The organism is Marinobacter santoriniensis NKSG1 (assembly GCF_000347775.1).
In the GTDB taxonomy this organism is placed as follows: domain Bacteria; phylum Pseudomonadota; class Gammaproteobacteria; order Pseudomonadales; family Oleiphilaceae; genus Marinobacter; species Marinobacter santoriniensis.
Window position 1 is genome coordinate 720,100 of record NZ_APAT01000015.1, and the last position, 21,862, is coordinate 741,961.

A 21,862-nucleotide genomic window follows, 5' to 3' on the forward strand; every position below is an offset into this window, starting at 1 on the left:
GGGATTGCTAGGCTCCCAACCTCAAACCGGGGCGGGCTTCAGAGCAGAACCACATCGTATTGTTCCTGACTGTAGAAGGGTTCGACCTGGAAGCGAATCGTCTTGCTGATAAAGGTTTCCAGATCTGCGACGTTGTCTGACTCCTCATCCAGAAGTCGGTCTACAACGCTCTGGGATGCCATGACGAGATAATTTTCTGCCTCGTAGGCCCGATTGACCCGGAGAATTTCCCGGAATATTTCGTAGCAGACCGTCTCCGAGGTCTTCAGGAAGCCGCGCCCATCACAGATCGGACAGGGCTCGCACAGCACCTGCCCGAGACTTTCGGTGGTCCGTTTCCGTGTCATTTCCACCAGACCCAGCTCCGAAACGCCGGTGATCTTGGTTTTGGCGTGATCCCGTTCGAGCATTTTTTCCAGCATCCGATGCACCTGACGCTGATGCTCGGAGTCTTCCATGTCGATGAAATCGATAATGATAATGCCACCAAGGTTACGCAGGCGCAGCTGGCGGCTGATGGCACGCGCCGCCTCCAGGTTTGTCTTAAAGATGGTTTCTTCAAGGTTCCGATGGCCAACAAACGCACCGGTGTTGATATCAATGGTGGTCATGGCTTCGGTCTGGTCAATGATCACATAGCCACCGGACTTGAGCTGGACCTTTCGACTGAGCGCTTTCTGGATCTCGTCCTCGACCGAGTAGAGATCGAATATCGGCCGCTCGCCCGGGTAATATTCCACCTTGTCGGAAAACTCGGTCACAAACTCCTGAACGAACTCCATGACGCGCTGATAACTCTCGCGACTGTCGATCCTGACCTTTTCGGTCTGGGGGCGCACCAGATCCCGGATCGTGCGAATGAACAGGGGCAGATCCTGGTAAACCACGGCAGGCGCCTGAACCCGGGCAATCCTTTCCTGAATGGACTGACTCAGGCGATGCAGGTACTTCATGTCGCCGATCAGGTCGTCCGCCGGCGCAGCCTCTGCCGCTGTCCGGATGATGTAGCCGCCCTGCACCTCGGTCTGTTCCGACGACGCCTGCTCAAGAAGACTCTTCAGACGTTCACGCTCATTATCGTCTTCAATGCGCTGGGAGATACCGATATGGCTGACGCCAGGCATGAACACCAGGTATCGCGACGGGATGGAAAGCTGTGTTGTAAGACGGGCGCCTTTCGTTCCAATGGGGTCCTTGGTGACCTGCACCACCAGCGACTGGCCTTCCCTCAGCAGCGTTCGGATGTCGGGGACCGTTTTGGGCCCCTCGGACAGTTCCTCTGAACCAGGCTGGCTAACGACAACGTCAGAGGCGTGGATGAACGCCGCCCGCTCCAGGCCGATATCGACGAAAGCGGCCTCCATGCCCGGCAGAACCCTGACGACCTTGCCTTTGTAGATATTGCCGACGATACCCTTACGGCTGGTCCGCTCGATGTAGGCTTCCTGCAACATGCCGTTCTCGACCAGGGCGACCCGGGTTTCCACGGGCGTCACGTTGATCAGGATTTCTTCACTCATTTCAGGCTCTCCAGACTGCGTGGCCAGTTCTTCCAGACCGGGAAACCGGCATCGGCCAGAAGTGCCGCAGTTTCCTGCAATGGCAAGCCCACTACCGCACTGTAACTCCCCCGGAGTTCCTCTACAAAAATACCACCAAGGCCCTGAATTCCATAACTTCCTGCCTTGTCCATGGGTTCTCCACTGTCTACGTAAGCTGCAATTTCCTCATCGGCGAGGCGCCGGAAACGTACATCGGTGGTCACCAGACGGGAATGGCAGTCGGATCCATTGGCCAGTGCCACACCCGTCATTACCTGGTGGACCTGTCCGGAAAGACGCTTGAGGGTTTCGCAGGCATCCGCTCTGTCACGTGGCTTGCCGAGTATGTGTCCATCCAGGACCACCGACGTGTCCGAGCCGATGACCCATGCCCCGGGACTGTGACGGGCCACAACCAGCGCCTTCTCCTGTGCGAGACGCTCCACGTAATGGCAGGCCGCTTCATTGACTCTCGGCGTCTCGTCGACATCGGCGGGCCGGGTCTCAAAACTGACGCCGATTTGCGTGAGCAACTCGGCGCGGCGGGGAGAACGTGACGCCAGGATGAATCGCTCCACGATCACCCCAGCTTCCGATTGAGGTTGTCCAAAATCACCGAGACGATGGGCCAGATCACGGCACTGGTGGCCGCAGGCCAAAGGTAACTGAAACCCGAATTTTCAGCCCCGAGAAGCTGCTTGATGAAATGCACAAGCATCTGATTGATGCCCAGCACCAGGAACACCATGAGGCATTGCTGGGCCAGCGGATACATCCTCAATCGCTGGTGCATGGTGAGTACGAGGAAGGCGATGACACCCATCGCCATTCCGTTGACACCCAGTGGCGTCGATTCGAGCACGTCCAGAAGCAGCCCCAGACACCAGGCCAGCAGGATACCGAACTGGGCCGGAGCGCGGAATGTCCAGTAGAACACGATCAGGCCGAGCCACTCCGGGCGAAACTGGAACCACTCAACCGGAAAGAGCGAAATACTCAGAACCAGCGCCAGGAGCACCGACAACGCAAACACCGGATAACTGATCACCGATAACATCAACCAGCCTCCCCTGTCGCAGCACCATCGCTTGCAGGCTCCGTGTGATTATCCGATTCCGGAGGGAACACCACCAACACAAGCCTGCTCTGATTCAATTCTGCCTTCGGCGTAGCCTTGATCGACACAAAGGGCTCGCCCGGTTCCTGGGAGATACTGGCCACCTCAGCCACCGGGTACCCTCTGGGGAATCGTCCCCCCAGCCCGGAACTGACCAGCAGATCACCTTCACGGATATCCGCGGTGTCCGGAACATGCACCAGGTCGAGAGTATTCGGATCTCCGGTCCCCAGCAGAATCGCCCTCAGGCCGTTGCGCACAACCTCGACGGGAACGGCGTGACTGCTATCCGATACCAGCAAGACCCGGGACGTGACCTGGCTGGTCTGGATAACCTGCCCCATCAGACCATGGGCATCCAGTATGGCCTGTCCCGGCTTGACGCCGTCGCTGGATCCTTTGTTGATAACAATCTCATGGGAGAAGGGATCGGGCGACACGCCCACGACCTCACCGACGATGACCCGATCATCCAGAACATCCGAGGAATTCATCAGGCGACGAAGCTCGTTGTTTTCAGACGCCAGCGCCGCGTATTTGAGCGCCCGGCGCTCCAGAATCAGTAGCCGGGCCTTCAGGTCCTCGTTCTCCTGTTGAAGATCGTCCTTGGAAACGAACAGGCCAGAGAACCAGTTGTGGAATTGGGAGGGCGCATTGCCGAGCCAGTACACCGGCGCGAGCCCGGTCGCGAGTGTACTGCGCACTTCAGCAACCCGGTCGAAACGAGCATCAGCAACGATCAACGCTGCCGATACAAGTATGACCAGAAACAGTCGGAAGCCTGGAACCGGCCCCTGAACAAAGATCGTTTTAATGGCTCTCCCTCCCCATGGGGCTTACCCCTCCTGGGAGAACATTCCGATGCCACCGCGATCAATGACTTCCAGCGCTTTGCCGCCTCCCCGGGCCACACAGGTCAGAGGATCCTCGGCAATGATGACCGGCAGGCCGGTTTCTTCGCTGATCAACTTGTCCAGGCCGCGCAGCAGTGCACCACCGCCGGTCAGCACGATACCGCGTTCCGCGATGTCCGACGCCAGCTCCGGCGGAGATTGCTCCAGAGCACTCTTGACGGTCTGGACGATCTGGGCAAGGGATTCCTGGAGGGCATCGAGAATTTCTTCGCTGTTCAGCGTGAATGCGCGGGGAACGCCCTCGGCCAGGTTCCGACCGCGAACGTCAATCTCACGAACTTCAAGGCCCTCATACGCGCAACCGATCTCGTGTTTGATTCTCTCTGCCGTGGAATCACCGATCAGGCTACCGTAATTTCGGCGAACGTAGGTCACGATGGCTTCGTCGAACTTGTCGCCGCCAACGCGCACCGACTCGGCGTACACAATGCCATTGAGGGAGATGATGGCGATTTCGGTGGTACCGCCGCCGATGTCGACGATCATGGAGCCGCTTGCTTCCTCGACCGGCAGACCGGCACCAATGGCAGCCGCCATGGGTTCTTCGATCAGGAACACTTCACGAGCACCGGCACCGAGCGCGGATTCGCGGATAGCCTTGCGCTCCACCTGCGTCGATTTACTCGGAACACAGACCAGAACGCGAGGGCTCGGCGTGATAAAGCTGTTCTCGTGCACTTTGTGAATAAAGTGCTGAAGCATCTTTTCGGTGACCACAAAATCCGCGATGACGCCGTCTTTCATCGGACGGATCGCCGTGATGTTGCCCGGTGTCCGGCCCAGCATACGCTTGGCCTCGGCACCGACGGCAGCAACCATCTTCTGCGAATTATTGGTGCGAATGGCGACCACGGACGGTTCGTTGAGAACAATGCCGCGTTCGCGGACGTAGATCAGAGTGTTCGCGGTGCCCAGGTCGATGGACAGGTCGCTGGAGAAAATGCCTCGGAGTCTTTTGATTAACATTCGTGTCGTTTCAACCTGAGAGTTGCGGTTGCAGAAAAGAATGCGGCAACTTTAGCAGTGAGCACCTACTCAGGCAAGGCGCCATACGGGCCCGGGGCTTACCATTCTCACATTTCCCGAATTCTTTCAGGCCCTCCCGTGATTGTTCGAATCTGTTACCATAGCCGATTGATTCTGACTTCGGTGAAGGGGCGCTTGGAAGTCCGCTTTCCAAAACACGCTCAAGCACGTCCCTGTGGCGCTTGAGCTCCGCCATCCTTGGCTCCGCACAGTTTTGGAAAGCGGACTCCCAAGCACCCCCAAACCTACGGATAGCCCTCGCTATCCAATCCGCATTTATTAAAGAGATTTCATTTATCTGGGAGGCAATGTGAGCATTTCCCGCGAGGACATTGAAAAAGTTGCCGTGCTCGCCCGCATCAAGGTGGACGACGAGCAGGTTTCGGCGCTGGAAAAAGATCTGGGCAACATCCTGGACCTGGTGGACCAGCTGAGTGCCGCCGACACGGATTCGGTCGAGCCCATGGCACACCCGCTGGATGCGGTTCAGCGACTGCGGCCGGACGAGGTTACCGAGACCAATCAGCGGGACGCGTTCCAGGCCATCGCGCCAGCGACCGAGGACGGGCTTTATCTCGTGCCAAAGGTCATTGAGTGATTCCCGCGGAAACCTAACACCGGACGATCTGAATACCAGCGATTTCAGGATTCATCATGCATAACAAATCTGTAGCAGAGCTTTCCCGGGAACTGGAGAGCGGCAAGATTTCCAGTGTGGAGCTGACCCAGCAGTTCCTGGACCGTCTGAAGCAGGAAGACGGCAAGTACAACAGCTTTATTACCATCACCGAAGAGCAGGCGCTGGCGGATGCCAAAGCCGCTGACGAGAAGCGCGCCGCCGGCAAGGCCAGCGCCTGGACCGGGGTGCCTTTTGCACACAAGGACATTTTCTGTACCAACGGCGTTCGTACCACTTGTGGCTCGAAGATGCTGGAAAACTTTGTGCCACCCTACGATGCAACGGTGACGGAGAAATTCCGGCAGGCCGGCGCGGTGTGTCTCGGCAAGACCAACATGGACGAGTTCGCCATGGGATCTTCCAACGAGTCCAGCTACTTTGGTGCCGTGACCAATCCCTGGGGCCTGTCCACCGGCCAGAAGCGGGTGCCGGGCGGCTCCTCCGGCGGCTCTGCCGCGGCCGTGGCCGCTCGCCTGGTACCGGCTGCGACCGCAACCGATACGGGCGGTTCGATCCGCCAGCCGGCGGCGCTCTGCGGCGTGACCGGACTGAAGCCCACCTACGGCCGCGTTTCCCGCTACGGCATGATCGCCTTTGCCTCATCCCTGGACCAGGGCGGCACCATGGCACGCACTGCCGAGGATAATGCGCTGATGCTGAACGTGATGGCCGGCTTCGATCCGAAAGATTCCACCTCCATCGATCGCGCAGTCCCGGATTACACCGCGACCCTGAACGAGCCTTTGAAGGGCCTGAAGATCGGCCTGCCGAAAGAGTACTTCAGCGATCAGCTGTCTCCGGCAATGGAGGAGCAGGTCCTCAATGCGGTGAAGGAGTACGAGAAGCTGGGTGCGACGGTGAAGGAAGTGTCCCTGCCCAATGCGAAACTGGCCATTGCCGCCTATTACGTGATTGCTCCGGCTGAAGCGTCCGCAAACCTGTCGCGCTTTGACGGGGTTCGCTATGGCTATCGTTGCGAGGATCCGAAGGACCTGATGGATATGTACACCCGAACCCGGGCCGAAGGCTTCGGGGCCGAGGTGAAACGCCGGATCCTGGTGGGTACCTATGCCCTCTCCCACGGTTACTACGACGCCTATTACCTGAAGGCGCAAAAGGTTCGCCGACTGATCCAGCAGGATTTCGCCAATGCCTTCAAGGAAGTGGATGTTCTGATGAGCCCCACCTCTCCCTCTCCGGCATTTGTTCAGGGCGAGAAAACCAACGACCCGGTGACCATGTACCTGGAGGACATTTTCACCATCGCGATCAACCTCGCGGGGCTGCCGGCCATGTCGGTACCGGCGGGTTTTGTGGACGGCCTGCCGGTCGGCCTGCAAATCATCGGCGATCACTTTGCCGAGGCCCGTCTCCTGAACGCTGCTCATCAATTCCAGCAGGTGACCGACTGGCACCAGCGTGAACCTGAATAAGCCCGAGAGAGGAGACGAACATATGCAGTGGGATATCGTGATCGGGCTGGAAATTCACGTTCAGCTCGCCACCAGAACCAAGATTTTCTCCGGCTCCAGCACCGCCTATGGCGCCGAACCCAACACCCAGGCCAATGCCGTTGACCTGGCCATGCCGGGCACCCTGCCGGTACCGAACGAGAATGCGTTCCGCTACGCGGTGATGTTCGGTCTGGCGGTAAACGCCGAGATCGGCCGCCGCTCCATGTTCGAGCGGAAGAACTACTTCTACCCGGATCTGCCCAAGGGGTACCAGACCACCCAGCTCGAGCAGCCGATTGTGGGCCCCGGCTATGTCGATGTCGACCTGGCAAACGGCGAGACCAAGCGAATTCGCATTCATCACGCCCACCTGGAGGAGGACGCCGGCAAGTCCCTTCACGAGGACTACCATGGCATGTCCGGCATCGACCTGAACCGCGCAGGCACCCCGCTGATTGAAGTGGTTACAGAGCCGGACATGAACAGCGCCGAAGAAGCCGTCGCCTTCGCACGGAAGCTCCACAGCCTCGTCACCTCGCTGGGCATCTGCGATGGCGACATGTCCCAGGGCTCCATGCGTTTTGACGTCAACATATCGCTGAAACCCAAGGGTTCCGACCAACTCGGCACGCGCACGGAAACCAAGAACCTGAACTCCTTCCGGTTCATGGAACAGGCCATCGCACACGAGGTCGAGCGACAGATGGATATCCTGGAAGACGGCGGACGCATCGTCCAGGAAACACGCCTGTACAACGGCGACCGGGACGAGTCACGCTCCATGCGGACCAAGGAGGAAGCCAACGATTACCGCTACTTCCCCTGTCCGGACCTGCTGCCCGTCGTGATCGATGACGACTTCATCGAAGACGCCCGCAGCCGCCTGCCGGAACTGCCGGACGCCCGCAAGGCTCGCTTCAAGGAGCAGTATGGCCTGAACGACTACGACGCCGGTCTGCTGTCCGGCGACGCGAAATTGGCCGCGTTTTTCGAGGAAGCCGCCGAACACGGAAAGGACGCAAAACTGGCAGCCAACTGGATTCAGGGCGAGTTTTCTGCCCGCCTGAAGGCCGAAGAAAAATCCGTGGCCGAATCACCGATCACCGGCGCCCAGCTGGGTGATCTGGTGGTGCGCATTGCCGACAACACAGTGTCTTCCGCGGGCGCAAAGAAGGTGTTCGAGGCTCTGTGGACTGGCGAGAACGACAATGTGGATGCCATCATCGATGCCAAGGGCCTGAAGCAGGTCTCTGACACCGGGGCTCTGGAAGCTATGGTGGACGAGGTTCTGGCCGGGATGCCGGACCAGGTGGCCCAGTACCAGAACGAGGAAGATCCCAAGAAGCGCAAGAAGATGCTTGGTGGCTTCATGGGGCCGCTTATGAAGGCCTCCAAAGGTCAGGGGAACCCGAAGCTCTTTAACGAGATTCTTGTCAAGAAGCTTGGGGGGTAACCCGTTGGCTCTGGGTCGTGGTTTCTTACTGCGGCCCTAGCCTGTTTGGTTTGGGGTATTGCACGGGCGGGTCAGGCCTTCCAAAACCTGCTCCTTCGGCACGTCCCTGTGACGCTTGAGCTCCGCCATCCATGGCTCCGCACAGTTTTGGAAGGCCTGACCCACCCGCGCTTACCAAATTCAGAGTGATAGTCCGGCAAATCGTACCTGCTACAACGGCTCAATTTCGCTACGGCATTTTTGGGTGCTGACTATCACTGAAAGTTGCGAGGCCTTGGCAAGAAGCGCCTCCCAAAAATGTTGAAGGCCAAAGATGGCCTGAAACAAGCGCACATGGACGTGCTCGTAGCGGTTTTTGGGAGGCACTTCCTGCCAAGGCCCTCCCGCAAAGCTCAAAGGCTAGGAGCCAAACTCAAAACCAATCAAACAAGCCGACCCCAGAGATCGTGCTCATCAGCATGCTCCACAACCGCCTGGACGATCTGACCAGGAGCCAGGTCGGTCTCGCCGTTGAGGTAAACCATGCCGTCAATCTCCGGGGCATCCGCCTTGGAACGGCCGATGGCGCCCTCGTCGTCGACTTCGTCGATGAGAATGTCGATGGTCTTGCCGATCCTGGCCTGCAGACGGGCCGCTGAGATCTGCGCCTGTTTCTCCATGAAACGGGCCAGACGCTCCTCTTTCACCTCTTCCGGGACAGCCCCCTCAAGCTCGTTGGCCCTGGCGCCCTCAACGGCGCTGTACTTGAACGCACCAACACGGTCGAGCTGGGCCTCGTCCAGCCAGTCCAGCAGGTACTGGAAGTCCTCCTCAGTCTCGCCCGGGAAGCCGACAATGAAGGTGGATCGAATGGTGAGTTCCGGGCAGATTTCCCGCCACTTCCGGATGCGCTCCAGCGTCTTGCTGTCGTGGGCGGGGCGCTTCATGGCCTTGAGGACTTTCGGGCTGGCGTGCTGGAACGGGATGTCCAGGTACGGCAGGATCTTGCCTTCGGCCATCAACGGGATGATGTCGTCCACGTGCGGGTATGGATAGACGTAGTGCAAACGTACCCAGACACCGAGCTCGCCCAGCGCTTCACACAGGGCCTGCATCCGGGTCTTCAGGGGCCGCCCCTGCCAGAAGCCGGTGCGGTATTTGACGTCAACACCGTAAGCGGAGGTGTCCTGGGAAATAACCAGCAACTCTTTCACGCCGGCGTCCACCAGTCGCTGGGCTTCATCCATCACATCGCCAATCGGCCGACTGACCAGATCGCCCCGCATGGAAGGGATGATGCAGAAAGTACAGCGGTGATTGCAGCCTTCGGAAATCTTCAGGTAGGCATAGTGCCGAGGCGTCAGTTTGATACCCTGGGGCGGGACCAGATCCAGGAACGGGTCGTGCTGTTTCTCTTTCGGCGGCACATACTGATGCACCGCTCCCACCACCTCTTCATAGGCGTGAGGACCGGAAACCGCCAACACGCCCGGGTGCGTTTCACGGATGCGATCCGCCTCCACGCCCATACACCCGGTCACGATGACCTTTCCGTTCTCGGCAATCGCCTCACCGATCGCATCCAGGGATTCCTGCTTGGCCGCGTCGATAAAACCACAGGTGTTCACCACCACGACATCGGCATCGTCATAGGTCGGGACGACATCATAGCCATCCAGTCGAAGCTGGGTGAGAATCCTTTCGGAGTCCACCAGAGCCTTGGGACAGCCAAGGCTGATAAAGCCGACTTTACCGCCACTGGGCGCTGTATTCTGAGTTTTTTCGGTCATAGTATTCGAGGGAATCCCGGAGCGGCAGGCTCTTCGCCGCCGTAATGAATGGAAGTGCCTAGTTTACCGCAGGTGGACAGCCAACTGCAGCCTGCTCTCTTCACAGACAAAACTGATCTACGTCATAATTTGTGACGCTTTGTTCAGAAAAAAATCACGCAACTGCAACAATAGACGTCAGTTTTCTTGCTGATCACATTTTAAACACATACACTTTACAGGTTGTAAGTGTTTTTTCTGGAAGGGTTTTATGGGAAAAGTAGCCTCTTTTCAGACCAACCAAGCCAAAAGAGTCCGAATGAAAACCGTCGCAGCGAAACCCAATCTGCGCAATCAACAGCGCGTCGACGTCTCCACCGACATCACCATCGAAAAACCGGATGGTGCCTGCCTGACGTGTACGGTCTCGAACCTTTCCCGAACCGGTGTCATGGTGTCCTGCAACATGGAAGCGGTCAAACAGCTCATTCCCGGAAAAAAGGCGCCCGCTCCGGGGCACTGGATTTCGGTAAAAACCCGCTTCTCGGTTCCGGTTCTGCCAACCCAGCCCGTCTCCGTTATTGCCGATGGCAACATTGTTCACCTCCGCCGTGTGGCGAGGGATGAATTCCACCTGGGCATTCAGTTTGCAGAGTTCGAAGACAACGGCTTTGACTACGTGGACCGCTATGTCTCCCAGCTGCTCGCCGATTCCAGGAGCCTCACCTGAGCCCACAGGCCCGCTGCATAGATTCCCTGACGCCCACGGGGCTATAGTTTTATAGCACATCGCTCTAACCCCGCACCTTCTTATGCCCTCTGACAATCTGGTATAGTTGTCGTCGCAATTTATCCAGCCATCAAGGCCCAATCATCGGCAACGGATGACCATGACCACATACAACCTCACGCACCTGAAACAGCTGGAAGCGGAAAGTATTCACATTATCCGTGAAGTGGCAGCCGAGTTTGACAACCCGGTCATGCTCTACTCCATCGGCAAAGACTCCGCTGTGATGCTGCACCTGGCACGCAAGGCCTTTTACCCCGGCAAGATCCCTTTCCCACTGCTGCACGTGGACACAACCTGGAAGTTCCGGGAGATGATTGAGTTCCGTGATCGCAAGGCGAAGGAATACGGTCTGGACCTGATCGTCCACATCAATGAGGAAGGCGTAAAGCAGGGTGTTGGCCCCTTCACGCACGGGAGCGCGAAGCACACCGACATCATGAAGACCCAATCCCTCAAACAGGCGCTCAACAAGTACAAATTCGATGCCGCCTTCGGTGGCGCCCGCCGGGACGAGGAAAAGTCCCGCGCCAAAGAACGGGTCTACTCCTTCCGGGACGAACACCATCGTTGGGACCCCAAGAACCAGCGTCCTGAACTCTGGAACATCTACAACGGCAAGATCAACAAGGGCGAAAGCATTCGCGTCTTTCCGCTATCCAACTGGACCGAACTCGATATCTGGCAGTACATCTACCTCGAGAATATCGAGATCGTTCCGCTTTACTACGCAGCGAAACGACCGGTCGTTGAGCGCGACGGCACCCTGATCATGGTGGACGACGACCGGATGCCCCTGAAAGAAGGCGAAAAGCCGATGATGAAATCCGTCCGCTTCCGGACCCTCGGCTGTTATCCGCTGACCGGCGCCATTGAATCCGAAGCGGATACCCTGCCGGAAATCATCCAGGAAATGTTGCTGGCCACCAGTTCCGAACGCCAGGGACGCGTGATTGATCATGACTCGGCCGGATCCATGGAACAGAAGAAGCGGGAAGGGTATTTCTAAGATGTCACACCAGTCCGATCTGATTGCAGAAGATATTCAGGCTTACCTGAAACAGCATGAAAACAAGGAACTGCTGCGCCTGCTCACCTGCGGCAGCGTAGACGACGGCAAAAGCACCCTGATTGGTCGCCTGCTTCACGACACCAAAATGATCTACGAAGATCACCTGGCCAGCCTGAAGAGCGACAGCGCCAAGATGGGTACCACGGGCGAAAAGCTGGACTTGGCCCTGCTGGTAGATGGCCTTCAGGCGGAAAGGGAACAGGGCATTACTATCGACGTTGCCTACCGTTACTTTTCCACCGACAAGCGCAAGTTCATCATTGCAGATACACCCGGCCACGAGCAGTACACCCGCAACATGGCTACCGGGGCTTCCACCGCACAACTGGCCATCCTGATGATCGATGCGCGCCATGGTGTGCTGACCCAGACCCGCCGGCATTCCTACATTGCGTCCCTTCTCGGCATCCGCCACATCGTGGTCGCCGTGAACAAAATGGACCTGGTTGATTTCAGCGAAGAGCGATTCAACGAAATCAAGGACGAGTACCTGGCCTTTGCCGCCAAACTGGGTCTCAAGGACATCCGGTTTGTACCGATCTCGGCGCTTGAGGGTGACAACGTCGTGAACAAGAGCACGAATACGCCCTGGTTCACCGGTCAGCCACTCATGGAGATACTGGAGACCGTCGAAGTCTCCCGGGACAAGAACCTGGAGCATTTCCGTTTCCCGGTACAATACGTCAACCGCCCGAACCTCGATTTCCGCGGGTTCTGCGGCACGATCGCCTCCGGTGTCATTCGCCCAGGCGATGCCGTCATGGCCCTCCCCTCAAAGCGCACCAGCCGGGTCAAGGAAGTCATCACTTTTGAAGGCGCCATCGACGAGGCGTATATCGATCAGGCGGTCACCCTGACGCTTGAAGATGAAATCGATATCAGTCGCGGCGACATGCTGGTGAAGCCGGAAGACGAACCGGAAGTGGGCAATCGCTTCAACGCCAACATCGTTTGGATGACCGACGCCCCGCTGGAAACAGGTCGACTCTACGACATCAAGCTCGGGCCGACATTCACCTCCGGCACCGTGAAGAGCATTCATCACCAGACCGACGTAAACACCCTGGAGCAGCAGGCCAATCCGTCTTCCCTGCAGCTCAACGAAATCGGCCTGTGCGAACTGACCCTGAACCAGCCGATTGCGTTCGATGCCTATCCCCGCAACCATGCGACCGGCAGCTTCATCGTGATCGACCGGCTCACCAATGTGACGATCGGCGCCGGCATGGTCGCAGGACTGGCCGACGGCAGCGAGTCGCTGGACCCGGTAACGCCTGAGGAACGGGAACGCCGCCTGGCCCAGAAGCCTGCCATTATTGGCTGCAATGGCAAGCAGGCACCTGCCCTGGCCCTGGCTGTCGAACGCGCACTGTTTGATCAGGGCAAGACCGCAGTCGTCCTGAGCGAGGAAAGCGCCGGCGACGCTGACGAACGCCGTCGTGCCGCACAGGTGCTGACCGCGCACGGCCTGATTGCTATCGTGGTCAATCTTGGAACCGATGTGGCCAACGCTGCTGCGAGCGCCGACAGCGATCAGGACATTCCAGGCGCTGTCAGTGGACTGGTGCAGGAACTGAAACGCAGCAAGCGCATCTGACAGCCGGTATTCCAGTTCACCCGGCCATCATTGCCCCCGGCGAGCAATCGCGGGGGCAATTTTTTTTGCCGATGAATGCCGGCAGACGCTCATGCCGCTTCTGTGGCAGAATCTCTCCCCCTGATCATCACCTCCAAGCGTTTGCCAACAGGAGACGTTACCCATGGCCATCAAACACCTCCGCACCGCCTTTGCCAGCCAGTACCAGCCGGGCCAGCCCGCCCGTCTGAACAGTGGCGAAGCGCTGCAGGAACCCGGTGGCGATTACGAAGCCCTGCACAAACAGATGAAACGCCTGTTCAACAGCAAGCCGGGCAAAAAGTACGGCCGGTTCTCTGAAGACCTTGGCGAATGCCCGTTCAGTAGCTGGCTCAAGGATTATCTGGAAGACAAACAGAGCTTTGGCGCCATGACTGACCGCCTCTTCAACCAATGGCAAGAGCTATTGACGGGCTGCCAGGAGGAATTCGATGGCCACCTGATGATTGTCCACGAGGCGCTGGCGGATGCCGATGTGGTGTACCTGTTGATTGTGGAAACCGACAGCGCAATGCGTTTCGATGGCAATCAGGTTCTGGATGCCACGGATGTGCTCAGTCTTTCCCGACTGAATCTGGCCGTGAGGATCGAGCTGGATGATTGGCTGAGCGATAACGGCAGCGAAAACTACCTCACCCTGGTTCATGGTCGAGGCACCGGTGAGGCGGGCGATCTGTTTATCCGGCTGGCCGGCTTTACCAACAATGTGGATGTCGAGAAGGAAACCATGACCTTTCTCGATGCAGTGGAAGCCTTTGCCAAGAATTCCGAGCCGGAGAAGGCCGGTGAGGTTCGCTCCCGTGCCTATGAATTCTGCAAGGAGCAGCATTCGCTGGGTGAGCCGGTGGAGATCGAGGCGCTGTCAGGGTACCTGGACGAAAACGAGCCTCAGCGTTTCAAGGAATTCGCCAGCCAGAACGCCGAGCTACCGGAAACTGGTGTTTTGCATCCGGATCACCGAAAGGTCAAGAAGCTGGTTCGTATTGCCGGTTCTGGCGGCGGTATGAGTGTGTCGTTTTCGTCCGATCTGGTGAATCAGGCGGTTTACTACGACCGCGACAAAGATGCGTTGACCATTACCCGGTTGCCCAAGGCGTTGCGGGAGCAGTTACAGCGGTATCTGGAGACTCGCGAGGAGTGATAAGGCTTTGGGGGCGGGCCTAAGAGATAGGATCTATCGAATCAGCCGTCGGTTGCCGGAACCTTTAACTCGCCATCCCACCTTGGGCGATTGGCCCTCTGTTTCCGGACTTCCTGCATCCAGCCAACACCATCGACCAGCTCACCGGTTTCCGGATCGATAGGCGGGTATGGCAGATTGCGGTCATCGCAGTAGCGCTTGACCGTCGGCTGGCACCAGCAGAACAGCAGGCGGTTGTATTCGTCATCGGGTAACCGGCGCTGGTCGAACATGCCGGCCAGCTTACGCTGGCGTTGGGCTTCCGAGAGGATGATGGCGCAGGCGGAGGACACGTTGAGAGATTCCACCATGCCCATCATCGGTATCACAATGTGTTCATCCGCCTGTTCTGCGGCCCCCGAACTGACGCCGTCCACTTCGTTGCCCATGATGACCGTGCAGGGGACGGTATAGTCCACTTCCCGGAAATCCACGGCGCGATCAGAAAGCTGAGCCGCGTAGAGCTTGTGGCCCTGAGCCTTGAGATCGGCAACGGCCTCATTCATGGTCGGGTGGGTATGCGTCGTTACCCAGTTATAACTACCGCCGGCGGTCTTCCGGAAGGCCCGGAACCCTTCCTTTGGCCAGACAACATGCATGTTGGCCAGTCCGAAGGCGTCGCAGGAGCGGATGATCGCCGAGAGGTTTCGCGGTTTATGAACCTGGTCGGTCAGGACACGCAAATCCGGTTGTCGGGTATCCAGGGTTTGTTTTATTCGGGCAAGGCGTTCAGGGGTCATATTTTTCTGTGAGTTAAGGGCGATTATGAAACGCCCCTCAATCCAATCAATTTTTATCAGCGAATACTCAGGGGCCTGGAAGCGCTTGGCGGGTGGCTGTCCAAAACTGTGCGGAGCCATGGATGGCGGAGCTCAAGCGTCACATGGACGTGCCGAAGGAGCGCGTTTTGGACAGCCACCCGCCAAGTGCTTCACGCACCGACGAGCGTAATGAACGGGGCATAATATCACATGCCGACTAGCAACAAGCCGAGACAAAGGTGGTTGCAGAATAATCACCCCGTTATAATACGCAGTTCCTTTTTGCCAGCGCCCCGCGGCATCTTTGCCAATCCCGGCGCACCATCCATCAGATTACGTGAGACCCATGGCCAAGAAGCTGTACATCAAAACCCACGGCTGTCAGATGAACGAGTACGATTCTGCCCGCATGGCAGACCTGCTCAAGACCGGCGAAACCGTCGAAATGGCGAACAGCCCGGAAGAAGCCGATATCCTGCTGCTGAACACCTGCTCGATTCGGGAGAAGGCGCAGGAAAAGGTCTTTCATCAACTTGGTCGCTGGAAATCCCTCAAGAACAGCAAGCCGGATCTCATCATCGGGGTGGGCGGCTGTGTCGCCAGCCAGGAAGGACAGGCGATCATTGATCGGGCCCCCTATGTGGATATGGTGTTTGGTCCGCAAACGCTGCACCGCCTCCCCGATATGATCACGGAAATCCGCACGAAGGGTAACGGTGTTGGAGTTGTCGACGTAAGCTTTCCGGAAATCGAGAAATTCGACAACCTGCCGGAACCTGGCGCAGACGGGCCCTCTGCCTTCGTTTCCATTATGGAGGGCTGCAGCAAGTACTGCACCTTCTGCGTGGTGCCTTACACCCGCGGCGAGGAAGTCAGCCGGCCGGTGGACGATGTCATTGCCGAAGTCGCCCACCTGGCCAGTCAAAACGTGCGCGAAGTCAACCTGCTGGGTCAGAACGTCAATGCCTATCGGGGTGAAACCCACGATGGCGACACCATGGACCTGGCCGAACTGATCGAGCTGATTGCCACCATCGACGGGATCGACCGGATCCGTTACACCACGTCTCACCCGGTGGAATTCTCCGATGCCCTAATCGACGTCTACGAGCGGGTTCCGGAACTGGTCAGCCACCTGCACCTCCCGGTCCAGAGCGGCTCCGATCGGATCCTGGCAGCGATGAAGCGCGGGCACACCGCCCTGGAATACAAATCCAAACTCCGCCGCCTGCGTAAGATCCGGCCGGATATCAGCTTCTCATCCGACTTCATCGTGGGTTTCCCGGGTGAGACCGACAAGGATTTCGAGGACACCATGAAGCTGATCAACGACATCGGCTTCGACGTCTCCTTCAGCTTCGTCTACAGCGCGCGCCCTGGAACGCCCGCCTCCGACCTGCCGGATGATACCCCGATGGAGGTCAAGAAAGAGCGCCTGGCGATTCTGCAGCAGCGGATCAACCAGCAGGCCATGGACATTAGCCGGAAAATGGTCGGCACCACCCAGCGGATTCTGGTGACAGGCCTCTCCAAGAAAGACCCGGGCGAATACGCCGGCCGAACCGAGAACAACCGGATCGTGAACTTCCGGCACGAGAATCCTGAGGTGGTCGGGAACTTTATTGACGTGGAGATTGTGGAGGCTTATCCCAATTCGCTGAGGGGTGTTCCTGTAGACTCGGAGCTGCATTAAGGCTGAGCACGTATCCGTTCAAGGTCTGGCGTTGGGGGCTGGCCGGAAGGGCTTCCCAAAAAGCGCTCCTTCGGCACGTCCTTGTGACGCTTGGGCTCCGCCATCCATGGCTCCGCACATTTTTGGGAAGCCCTTCCAGCCAGCCCCCTTCGGGCAGCACAGATATAGTCCGGGGTAATTTAAGCCGACAGTCCCAAGCTACTTGTTTTTCTACTCACCGGCCTGCAAATAGTATGATCGGCCAGGGTGTGGGGCCCCTTCCACAGACTGTTGAGGGCCAGGGACGGCCCGAAACAAGCGCACATGGATGTGCTCGTAGCGTGTCTGTGGAAGGGGCCCCACACCCTGGCCTGACTCCAAAATCCAGAAAAGCTGACTCCCAGGAAACCAGGGGAGTAAACGACACGGAGCAAGATTGAACACACACGATACAAGACAATTCGACCTGCACCCGGTAGACCAGCGCCGGCTCGCCACCCTTTGCGGCCAGTTCGATGAAAACCTCAAGATGATCGAAAAGCGTCTCGAGGTGAAAATCGGGCGCCGGGGACACCACTTCCGTGTTGAAGGATCGACCGAGAACGTCGCGGCGGCGGTTGAGGTGGTTCGACATCTGTACCGCGAAACCGAAGCCACCGACGACATTCCGCCGGATACGGTGCACCTGTTCATCCGGGAAACCGGCCTGGAGCGACTGCCCGATGACGTCCCCTACGACGAAGGGGCTGTGACTGTCATCAAGACGCCGAAGCTCACCGCCAAGCCCCGGGGGCGAAACCAGCAGAAGTATGTGCACAACATCCGCACCCACGACATCAACTTCGGCATCGGCCCTGCCGGCACCGGGAAAACGTGGCTCGCGGTCGCCTGCGCTGTCGAAGCGCTGAAAGACGAACAGGTCAAACGCATCCTCCTGGTCAGGCCTGCGGTTGAGGCAGGCGAAAAGCTGGGCTTCCTCCCCGGCGATCTGGCCCAGAAGGTGGATCCCTACCTTCGCCCGCTTTACGACGCCCTGTATGAAATGCTGGGCTTCGATCAGGTCACCCGACTGATTGAGAAGAGCGTGATCGAGATCGCACCGCTGGCCTTCATGCGCGGGCGGACCCTGAACAATTCATTCATCATCCTGGACGAAAGCCAGAACACGACCCGGGAGCAGATGAAAATGTTCCTGACGCGGATCGGTTTCGGCTCTACTGCGGTAATCACCGGCGACACCACCCAGGTGGATTTACCACGCGGTCAGAACTCCGGCCTGATTCACGCAGCCAACGTACTGAGCAAAGTCTCCGGCATCGGATTTACACGGTTTGAAGCGAAGGATGTGGTCCGTCATCCGCTGGTCCAGCGTATTGTTGAAGCCTACGATTCCTTCGATGACGGGAGTGCGACAGGACAGTGAGCGACCTTACCGTTGACTTCCAGAATGTCTATGACGGCGAAAGCGTCCCTGACGAGTCCCTTTTTCAGAAATGGGCCGAGTCTGCCTGGCTGGGCCAGAACCCCGCCGAGGTGACGATCCGGATCGTCGGCGCGCTGGAAAGCCAGGGACTGAATCACGAGTATCGCGGGAAGGACAAACCGACCAATGTATTGTCCTTCCCATTTGAAGCGCCAGCGGGTATAACGATCCCATTGGCTGGAGATCTCGTTATTTGTGCGCCTGTTGTCGAAAGTGAAGCGATTGAGCAGCACAAGACGCAAGAGGCACACTGGGCACATATGGTCGTGCACGGGATGCTGCATCTCCAGAGCTACGATCACATTGAGGATCAGGATGCCGAGGTCATGGAAGCCCTCGAGATCCAGCTGATGCACCGGCTCGGATACAGCAATCCTTACGAAGCAGAGGAAACGGAACCAGACTCATGAGCGACGATCAGTCGAGTCGCAGCCAGGGCAACAAGTCCTGGCTGGAACGTATATCACAGGCCTTTTCCAGCGGGCCTGAGTCCGTAGAGGACGTGCTGGAAATCCTGCGGGACGCCGAGTCCCAGAGCATCATCGATGCGGATGCCATGAGCATCATCGAGGGAGCCATGCAGGTCATCGACATGCGAGTCGATGAAATCATGATCCCCCGCTCCCAGATGGTCACCGTGAAAGCCTCTCAGGAGCCGAAGGAGTTTCTCGGGGAAATCATCTCTTCTGCCCACAGCCGGTTTCCGGTCATCGGCGACAGCCAGGACGACGTCATCGGCATCCTGCTGGCCAAAGACCTCCTGCCCCTGGCTCTGAACAATGAAGTCAACTGGAACCGCATCCGGGAAATCCTGCGTCCGCCCACGTTCGTCCCGGAAAGCAAACGCCTCAACCAGTTGCTGAAAGAATTCAAGGAAAACCGCAACCACATGGCCATTGTGGTGGATGAATACGGCGGCACGGCCGGCCTGATTACAATCGAAGACGTGCTTGAGCAGATTGTTGGTGAAATCGAGGATGAGCACGACTTCGACGAGGAAACCAATATCAAGGCTCGTGGAGACGGCACTTTTGCGGTCAAGGCGGCCACATCGATTGAAGACTTCAATGAATTTTTCCAGACCGATCTCGACGAGGAGGAATTCGACACCATCGGTGGCGTCGTCCTCAAAGAATTCGGTCACCTGCCCAGACGCGGGGAAACGGTTGAATTCGGTGGTTTGCGCTTTACTATTGCCAACGCCGATAACCGTGTCATCCGTCTGTTGCAGGTAAATCGTAGTGAGTCATGATTCCACACCTTCCGCTCTGAATACGCATCTGAGCAGGAACCGTTGGCTGGGCGCCATCACGCTGGTCGTGGCCGGCGCCCTGCAAACCCTGACGTTCTCCCCCTTCAACTGGTGGTGGCTCGGGCCAGTCTCCATCGCACTCATTCTGCTGGTCACTGTGCCACTGCCCTCCCGGAAACTTTTCAGGGCCGGCTGGCTCACAGGACTGGGGCTCTTTGCGACCGGTGCAAGCTGGGTCTATATCAGCATCAGCAAATACGGCAATACTCCCATTCCGGTTGCCGTACTCCTGACCGTTCTGTTTGTCATGGGGCTGGCATTGTTCCATGGGCTTGCCTTCTGGTTCTGGGGCAAGCTGGCCAAATCCAGCGCGGTCCGGCGGCTGATTCTGTTTCCGGCAATCTGGGTACTGGGTGACTGGTTGCGAAGCTGGTTACTGACCGGTTTCCCGTGGCTCTATCTGGGTACTGCGCACACCGATGGCCCGCTTGCCGGGCTGGCCCCGCTCACCGGCGTCCATGGCATCACCTTCTGGATCACATTGACCGGCGCCGCTGCTTACGGCGTCGCCTGGCTGCTGTTTCATGGGCGGAAAACCCTGGCGGCAGTCACGGCCGTGGTTGCGATCCTCCCCTGGCTCGCCACACCCGCACTCAACCGTATTCACTGGACGAAGCTGAGCGACGAACCCATTCAGTTTGCGGCAATGCAGGGCAATATCCCGCAACTGATCAAATGGGATCCGGAGTTTCTCAAGCAGCAGATTGTCACCTACCTGACAATGACCGAGGACTACTGGGATACCGATCTGATTCTCTGGCCGGAAACCGCCATCCCGCTGCCGCAGGACCAGGCCGGCGCGATCATCGAACACATCAACAAGAAACTTGGCAAGAACAGCACCCTGATTACGGGTATTCCCTGGTATGGCTTCAGCGAGCAACGGGAAGGCTTCACCTATCGAAACAGTATCATGGCCATCGGCAACGGCGAAGGTATGTACTACAAGCAGAAGCTCGTTCCTTTCGGCGAATACGTGCCGCTGGAGAGCCTGCTCCGCGGCCTGATCGGTTTCTTCGATCTGCCGATGAGCAGCTTCAGTCCGGGGCCAGCCTACCAGAAGCCGCTTGAGGCCAATGGGCTCAAAGTTCGCCCGTTCATCTGTTACGAAGTGGCCTATCCCGATTTCGTGGCCTCCAACAGCCGGGGCAGCGATTTACTACTGACGATCAGTAACGACGGCTGGTTCGGCGATTCGATCGGCCCGCTACAGCACCTTCAGATCGCCCGGATGAGCGCCCTTGAAACCGGGCGCTACATGTTGAGGGGAACCAACAACGGGGTGACTGCGGTGATCGATAACAAGGGACAGATCACCGGCCGGCTCCCGCATTTCGAACGCGCCACACTGACCGGCAAGGTCTATGCGGCCAGCGGCAGCACGCCCTACATGGAAACCGGATCGTGGCCGGTTCTGATTCTGGCGGCCATTCTGGTCGTATTTGTCCGGGAGCGGGACATTCCGCCCGCCCGTTAACTCTCTTTCCTCGGCCAGCGGCTGGTCACCCGTTCGTAGTAATGGGATCCACAGGCCTCGCAGGTCTCCAGGTGACTGGTTGCGGTCAGGCAACGCATATGACCGCAGTTGAGACAACGGAACATGCCAGCCGTGGCCACTTCGCCGGAAATGTAGTGGCCAGCATCTTCGTTTTCGAGCTTTTGTCGAAGCTCCAGGTTGTCAATCAGCGTCTGGTCCGCGACAGACAGCAGACTGTCGGTCAGCTGATGCTCCAGCAGCGACATGTCCAGCTGCAGCCACTCCTTTAACCCCTCGCCGGTCTCATCAACAAAATGCAGAAGGTGCTCCAGATCCCGCTTCAGGTAGGCTCCAAGCAGGTCAGCTTCCTCGCGGGTCATCTCTTCGAGTTCATACTCGAATTCCACCGCATCCTGAATTTCCTGATCCAGGGTTTTCAGGGAGGTCTGCTGCACCTGCCGCAACCCGGACTGCACCCGTTCGAGCATCCTGTCGTAGGCTTCCAGTGCCTTTCCGGAAAGGTGATTGCGCTCGCTTTCGGTCATAA

At 58.1% G+C, this 21,862-nt stretch carries 20 protein-coding genes; 12 read left to right on the forward strand and 8 right to left on the reverse strand.

The annotated features are described in order from the left end of the window. Positions 1-38 precede the first annotated feature (38 nt). The 5 genes from rng to MSNKSG1_RS09095 are packed head-to-tail and all read right to left on the reverse strand — an operon-like array spanning position 39 to position 4,538. A complete protein-coding gene (gene rng / locus MSNKSG1_RS09075; RefSeq protein ID WP_008938955.1) occupies positions 39-1,520 on the reverse strand; it encodes a ribonuclease G in 1,482 nt (493 codons plus the stop codon). Further along, entirely contained in the window at positions 1,517-2,119 is a 603-nt protein-coding gene (locus MSNKSG1_RS09080; RefSeq protein WP_040886829.1) for a Maf family protein, read from the reverse strand. Before MSNKSG1_RS09080 ends, rng begins: the two co-directional genes overlap by 4 nt. A gap of 2 nt (positions 2,120-2,121) precedes the next feature. Beyond that, positions 2,122-2,598 carry a rod shape-determining protein MreD gene (mreD, locus tag MSNKSG1_RS09085; RefSeq protein ID WP_008938957.1) on the reverse strand — a complete coding sequence of 159 codons (477 nt, stop codon included), beginning with the start codon at positions 2,596-2,598 and terminating at the stop codon, positions 2,122-2,124. Further along, positions 2,598-3,464, reverse strand: a complete 867-nt coding sequence (gene mreC, locus MSNKSG1_RS09090; protein ID WP_083871013.1) for a rod shape-determining protein MreC — start codon at positions 3,462-3,464, stop codon at positions 2,598-2,600. Before mreC ends, mreD begins: the two co-directional genes overlap by 1 nt. A 30-nt stretch (positions 3,465-3,494) precedes the next feature. Continuing rightward, the gene (locus tag MSNKSG1_RS09095) at positions 3,495-4,538 is read right to left on the reverse strand and encodes a rod shape-determining protein (protein ID WP_008938959.1); all 1,044 of its coding nucleotides are present in this window, start codon (positions 4,536-4,538) and stop codon (positions 3,495-3,497) included. Between the two features lie 370 nt (positions 4,539-4,908). On the opposite strand from MSNKSG1_RS09095, the gene gatC reads away from it, so the two are divergent. Genes gatC through gatB form a run of 3 tightly spaced genes read left to right on the forward strand, consistent with a single transcriptional unit; the run spans position 4,909 to position 8,184 of the window. After that, entirely contained in the window at positions 4,909-5,196 is a 288-nt protein-coding gene (gatC, locus tag MSNKSG1_RS09100; RefSeq protein ID WP_008938960.1) for an Asp-tRNA(Asn)/Glu-tRNA(Gln) amidotransferase subunit GatC, read from the forward strand. A 56-nt stretch (positions 5,197-5,252) separates the two neighbouring features. After that, positions 5,253-6,710, forward strand: a complete 1,458-nt coding sequence (gatA, locus tag MSNKSG1_RS09105) for an Asp-tRNA(Asn)/Glu-tRNA(Gln) amidotransferase subunit GatA (protein WP_008938961.1) — start codon at positions 5,253-5,255, stop codon at positions 6,708-6,710. A 22-nt stretch (positions 6,711-6,732) separates the two neighbouring features. Continuing rightward, positions 6,733-8,184 (forward strand): Asp-tRNA(Asn)/Glu-tRNA(Gln) amidotransferase subunit GatB, encoded by a 1,452-nt coding sequence (gene gatB, locus MSNKSG1_RS09110; protein ID WP_008938962.1) that lies wholly within the window; start codon positions 6,733-6,735, stop codon positions 8,182-8,184. 422 nt (positions 8,185-8,606) lie between these two features. Here the strand turns inward: gatB and rimO are convergent, their stop codons facing one another. Continuing rightward, entirely contained in the window at positions 8,607-9,953 is a 1,347-nt protein-coding gene (gene rimO / locus MSNKSG1_RS09115; protein ID WP_008938963.1) for a 30S ribosomal protein S12 methylthiotransferase RimO, read from the reverse strand. A gap of 298 nt (positions 9,954-10,251) precedes the next feature. On the opposite strand from rimO, the gene MSNKSG1_RS09120 reads away from it, so the two are divergent. The 4 genes from MSNKSG1_RS09120 to MSNKSG1_RS09135 all read left to right on the forward strand — a co-directional run bounded on the left by MSNKSG1_RS09120 (position 10,252) and on the right by MSNKSG1_RS09135 (position 14,571). Further along, positions 10,252-10,662, forward strand: coding sequence for a PilZ domain-containing protein (locus MSNKSG1_RS09120; protein ID WP_008938964.1), 411 nt, complete (start codon positions 10,252-10,254; stop codon positions 10,660-10,662). Positions 10,663-10,816: 154 nt separating this feature from the next. Further along, a complete protein-coding gene (cysD, locus tag MSNKSG1_RS09125; RefSeq protein ID WP_201764944.1) occupies positions 10,817-11,731 on the forward strand; it encodes a sulfate adenylyltransferase subunit CysD in 915 nt (304 codons plus the stop codon). A gap of 1 nt (position 11,732) precedes the next feature. Further along, positions 11,733-13,391 (forward strand): sulfate adenylyltransferase subunit CysN, encoded by a 1,659-nt coding sequence (gene cysN / locus MSNKSG1_RS09130; protein WP_008938966.1) that lies wholly within the window; start codon positions 11,733-11,735, stop codon positions 13,389-13,391. A 163-nt stretch (positions 13,392-13,554) separates the two neighbouring features. Continuing rightward, positions 13,555-14,571 carry a nucleoid-associated protein gene (locus MSNKSG1_RS09135; RefSeq protein WP_008938967.1) on the forward strand — a complete coding sequence of 339 codons (1,017 nt, stop codon included), beginning with the start codon at positions 13,555-13,557 and terminating at the stop codon, positions 14,569-14,571. Between the two features lie 41 nt (positions 14,572-14,612). On the opposite strand, the gene trmH is transcribed toward MSNKSG1_RS09135, so the two are convergent. Continuing rightward, entirely contained in the window at positions 14,613-15,350 is a 738-nt protein-coding gene (gene trmH / locus MSNKSG1_RS09140; RefSeq protein ID WP_008938968.1) for a tRNA (guanosine(18)-2'-O)-methyltransferase TrmH, read from the reverse strand. Between the two features lie 367 nt (positions 15,351-15,717). Here trmH and miaB point away from each other — a divergent pair, with 367 nt between their 5' ends. From miaB to lnt, 5 genes are all read left to right on the forward strand, one after another. Then, positions 15,718-17,064: a tRNA (N6-isopentenyl adenosine(37)-C2)-methylthiotransferase MiaB gene (miaB, locus tag MSNKSG1_RS09145; RefSeq protein ID WP_008938969.1), complete on the forward strand. Its 1,347-nt coding sequence runs from the start codon at positions 15,718-15,720 to the stop codon at positions 17,062-17,064. 415 nt (positions 17,065-17,479) lie between these two features. Further along, a complete protein-coding gene (locus tag MSNKSG1_RS09150; protein WP_008938970.1) occupies positions 17,480-18,466 on the forward strand; it encodes a PhoH family protein in 987 nt (328 codons plus the stop codon). Beyond that, the gene (ybeY, locus tag MSNKSG1_RS09155) at positions 18,463-18,936 is read left to right on the forward strand and encodes an rRNA maturation RNase YbeY (RefSeq protein WP_008938971.1); all 474 of its coding nucleotides are present in this window, start codon (positions 18,463-18,465) and stop codon (positions 18,934-18,936) included. Before MSNKSG1_RS09150 ends, ybeY begins: the two co-directional genes overlap by 4 nt. Further along, positions 18,933-19,778, forward strand: a complete 846-nt coding sequence (locus MSNKSG1_RS09160) for an HlyC/CorC family transporter (protein WP_008938972.1) — start codon at positions 18,933-18,935, stop codon at positions 19,776-19,778. The genes ybeY and MSNKSG1_RS09160 overlap by 4 nt, the downstream gene beginning before the upstream one ends. After that, entirely contained in the window at positions 19,768-21,315 is a 1,548-nt protein-coding gene (gene lnt, locus MSNKSG1_RS09165; protein ID WP_008938973.1) for an apolipoprotein N-acyltransferase, read from the forward strand. The genes MSNKSG1_RS09160 and lnt overlap by 11 nt, the downstream gene beginning before the upstream one ends. On the opposite strand, the gene MSNKSG1_RS09170 is transcribed toward lnt, so the two are convergent. Further along, a complete protein-coding gene (locus MSNKSG1_RS09170; protein ID WP_008938974.1) occupies positions 21,312-21,860 on the reverse strand; it encodes a zinc ribbon-containing protein in 549 nt (182 codons plus the stop codon). The two genes, lnt and MSNKSG1_RS09170, sit on opposite strands and share 4 nt — an antisense overlap. Positions 21,861-21,862: the final 2 nt, after the last annotated feature.

What these genes read in the sequence shown, in the direction of transcription:
- mreD (WP_008938957.1), bottom strand. Translation starts at nt 2,598, where the DNA reads ATGTTATCGGTGATCAGTTATCCGGTGTTTGCGTTGTCGGTGCTCCTG.
- cysN (WP_008938966.1), top strand. Translation starts at nt 11,733, where the DNA reads ATGTCACACCAGTCCGATCTGATTGCAGAAGATATTCAGGCTTACCTG.
- rng (WP_008938955.1), bottom strand. Translation starts at nt 1,520, where the DNA reads ATGAGTGAAGAAATCCTGATCAACGTGACGCCCGTGGAAACCCGGGTC.
- gatB (WP_008938962.1), top strand. Translation starts at nt 6,733, where the DNA reads ATGCAGTGGGATATCGTGATCGGGCTGGAAATTCACGTTCAGCTCGCC.
- MSNKSG1_RS09160 (WP_008938972.1), top strand. Translation starts at nt 18,933, where the DNA reads ATGAGCGACGATCAGTCGAGTCGCAGCCAGGGCAACAAGTCCTGGCTG.
- rimO (WP_008938963.1), bottom strand. Translation starts at nt 9,953, where the DNA reads ATGACCGAAAAAACTCAGAATACAGCGCCCAGTGGCGGTAAAGTCGGC.
- gatA (WP_008938961.1), top strand. Translation starts at nt 5,253, where the DNA reads ATGCATAACAAATCTGTAGCAGAGCTTTCCCGGGAACTGGAGAGCGGC.
- cysD (WP_201764944.1), top strand. Translation starts at nt 10,817, where the DNA reads ATGACCATGACCACATACAACCTCACGCACCTGAAACAGCTGGAAGCG.
- MSNKSG1_RS09170 (WP_008938974.1), bottom strand. Translation starts at nt 21,860, where the DNA reads ATGACCGAAAGCGAGCGCAATCACCTTTCCGGAAAGGCACTGGAAGCC.
- miaB (WP_008938969.1), top strand. Translation starts at nt 15,718, where the DNA reads ATGGCCAAGAAGCTGTACATCAAAACCCACGGCTGTCAGATGAACGAG.
- trmH (WP_008938968.1), bottom strand. Translation starts at nt 15,350, where the DNA reads ATGACCCCTGAACGCCTTGCCCGAATAAAACAAACCCTGGATACCCGA.
- MSNKSG1_RS09120 (WP_008938964.1), top strand. Translation starts at nt 10,252, where the DNA reads ATGAAAACCGTCGCAGCGAAACCCAATCTGCGCAATCAACAGCGCGTC.
- MSNKSG1_RS09135 (WP_008938967.1), top strand. Translation starts at nt 13,555, where the DNA reads ATGGCCATCAAACACCTCCGCACCGCCTTTGCCAGCCAGTACCAGCCG.
- MSNKSG1_RS09095 (WP_008938959.1), bottom strand. Translation starts at nt 4,538, where the DNA reads ATGTTAATCAAAAGACTCCGAGGCATTTTCTCCAGCGACCTGTCCATC.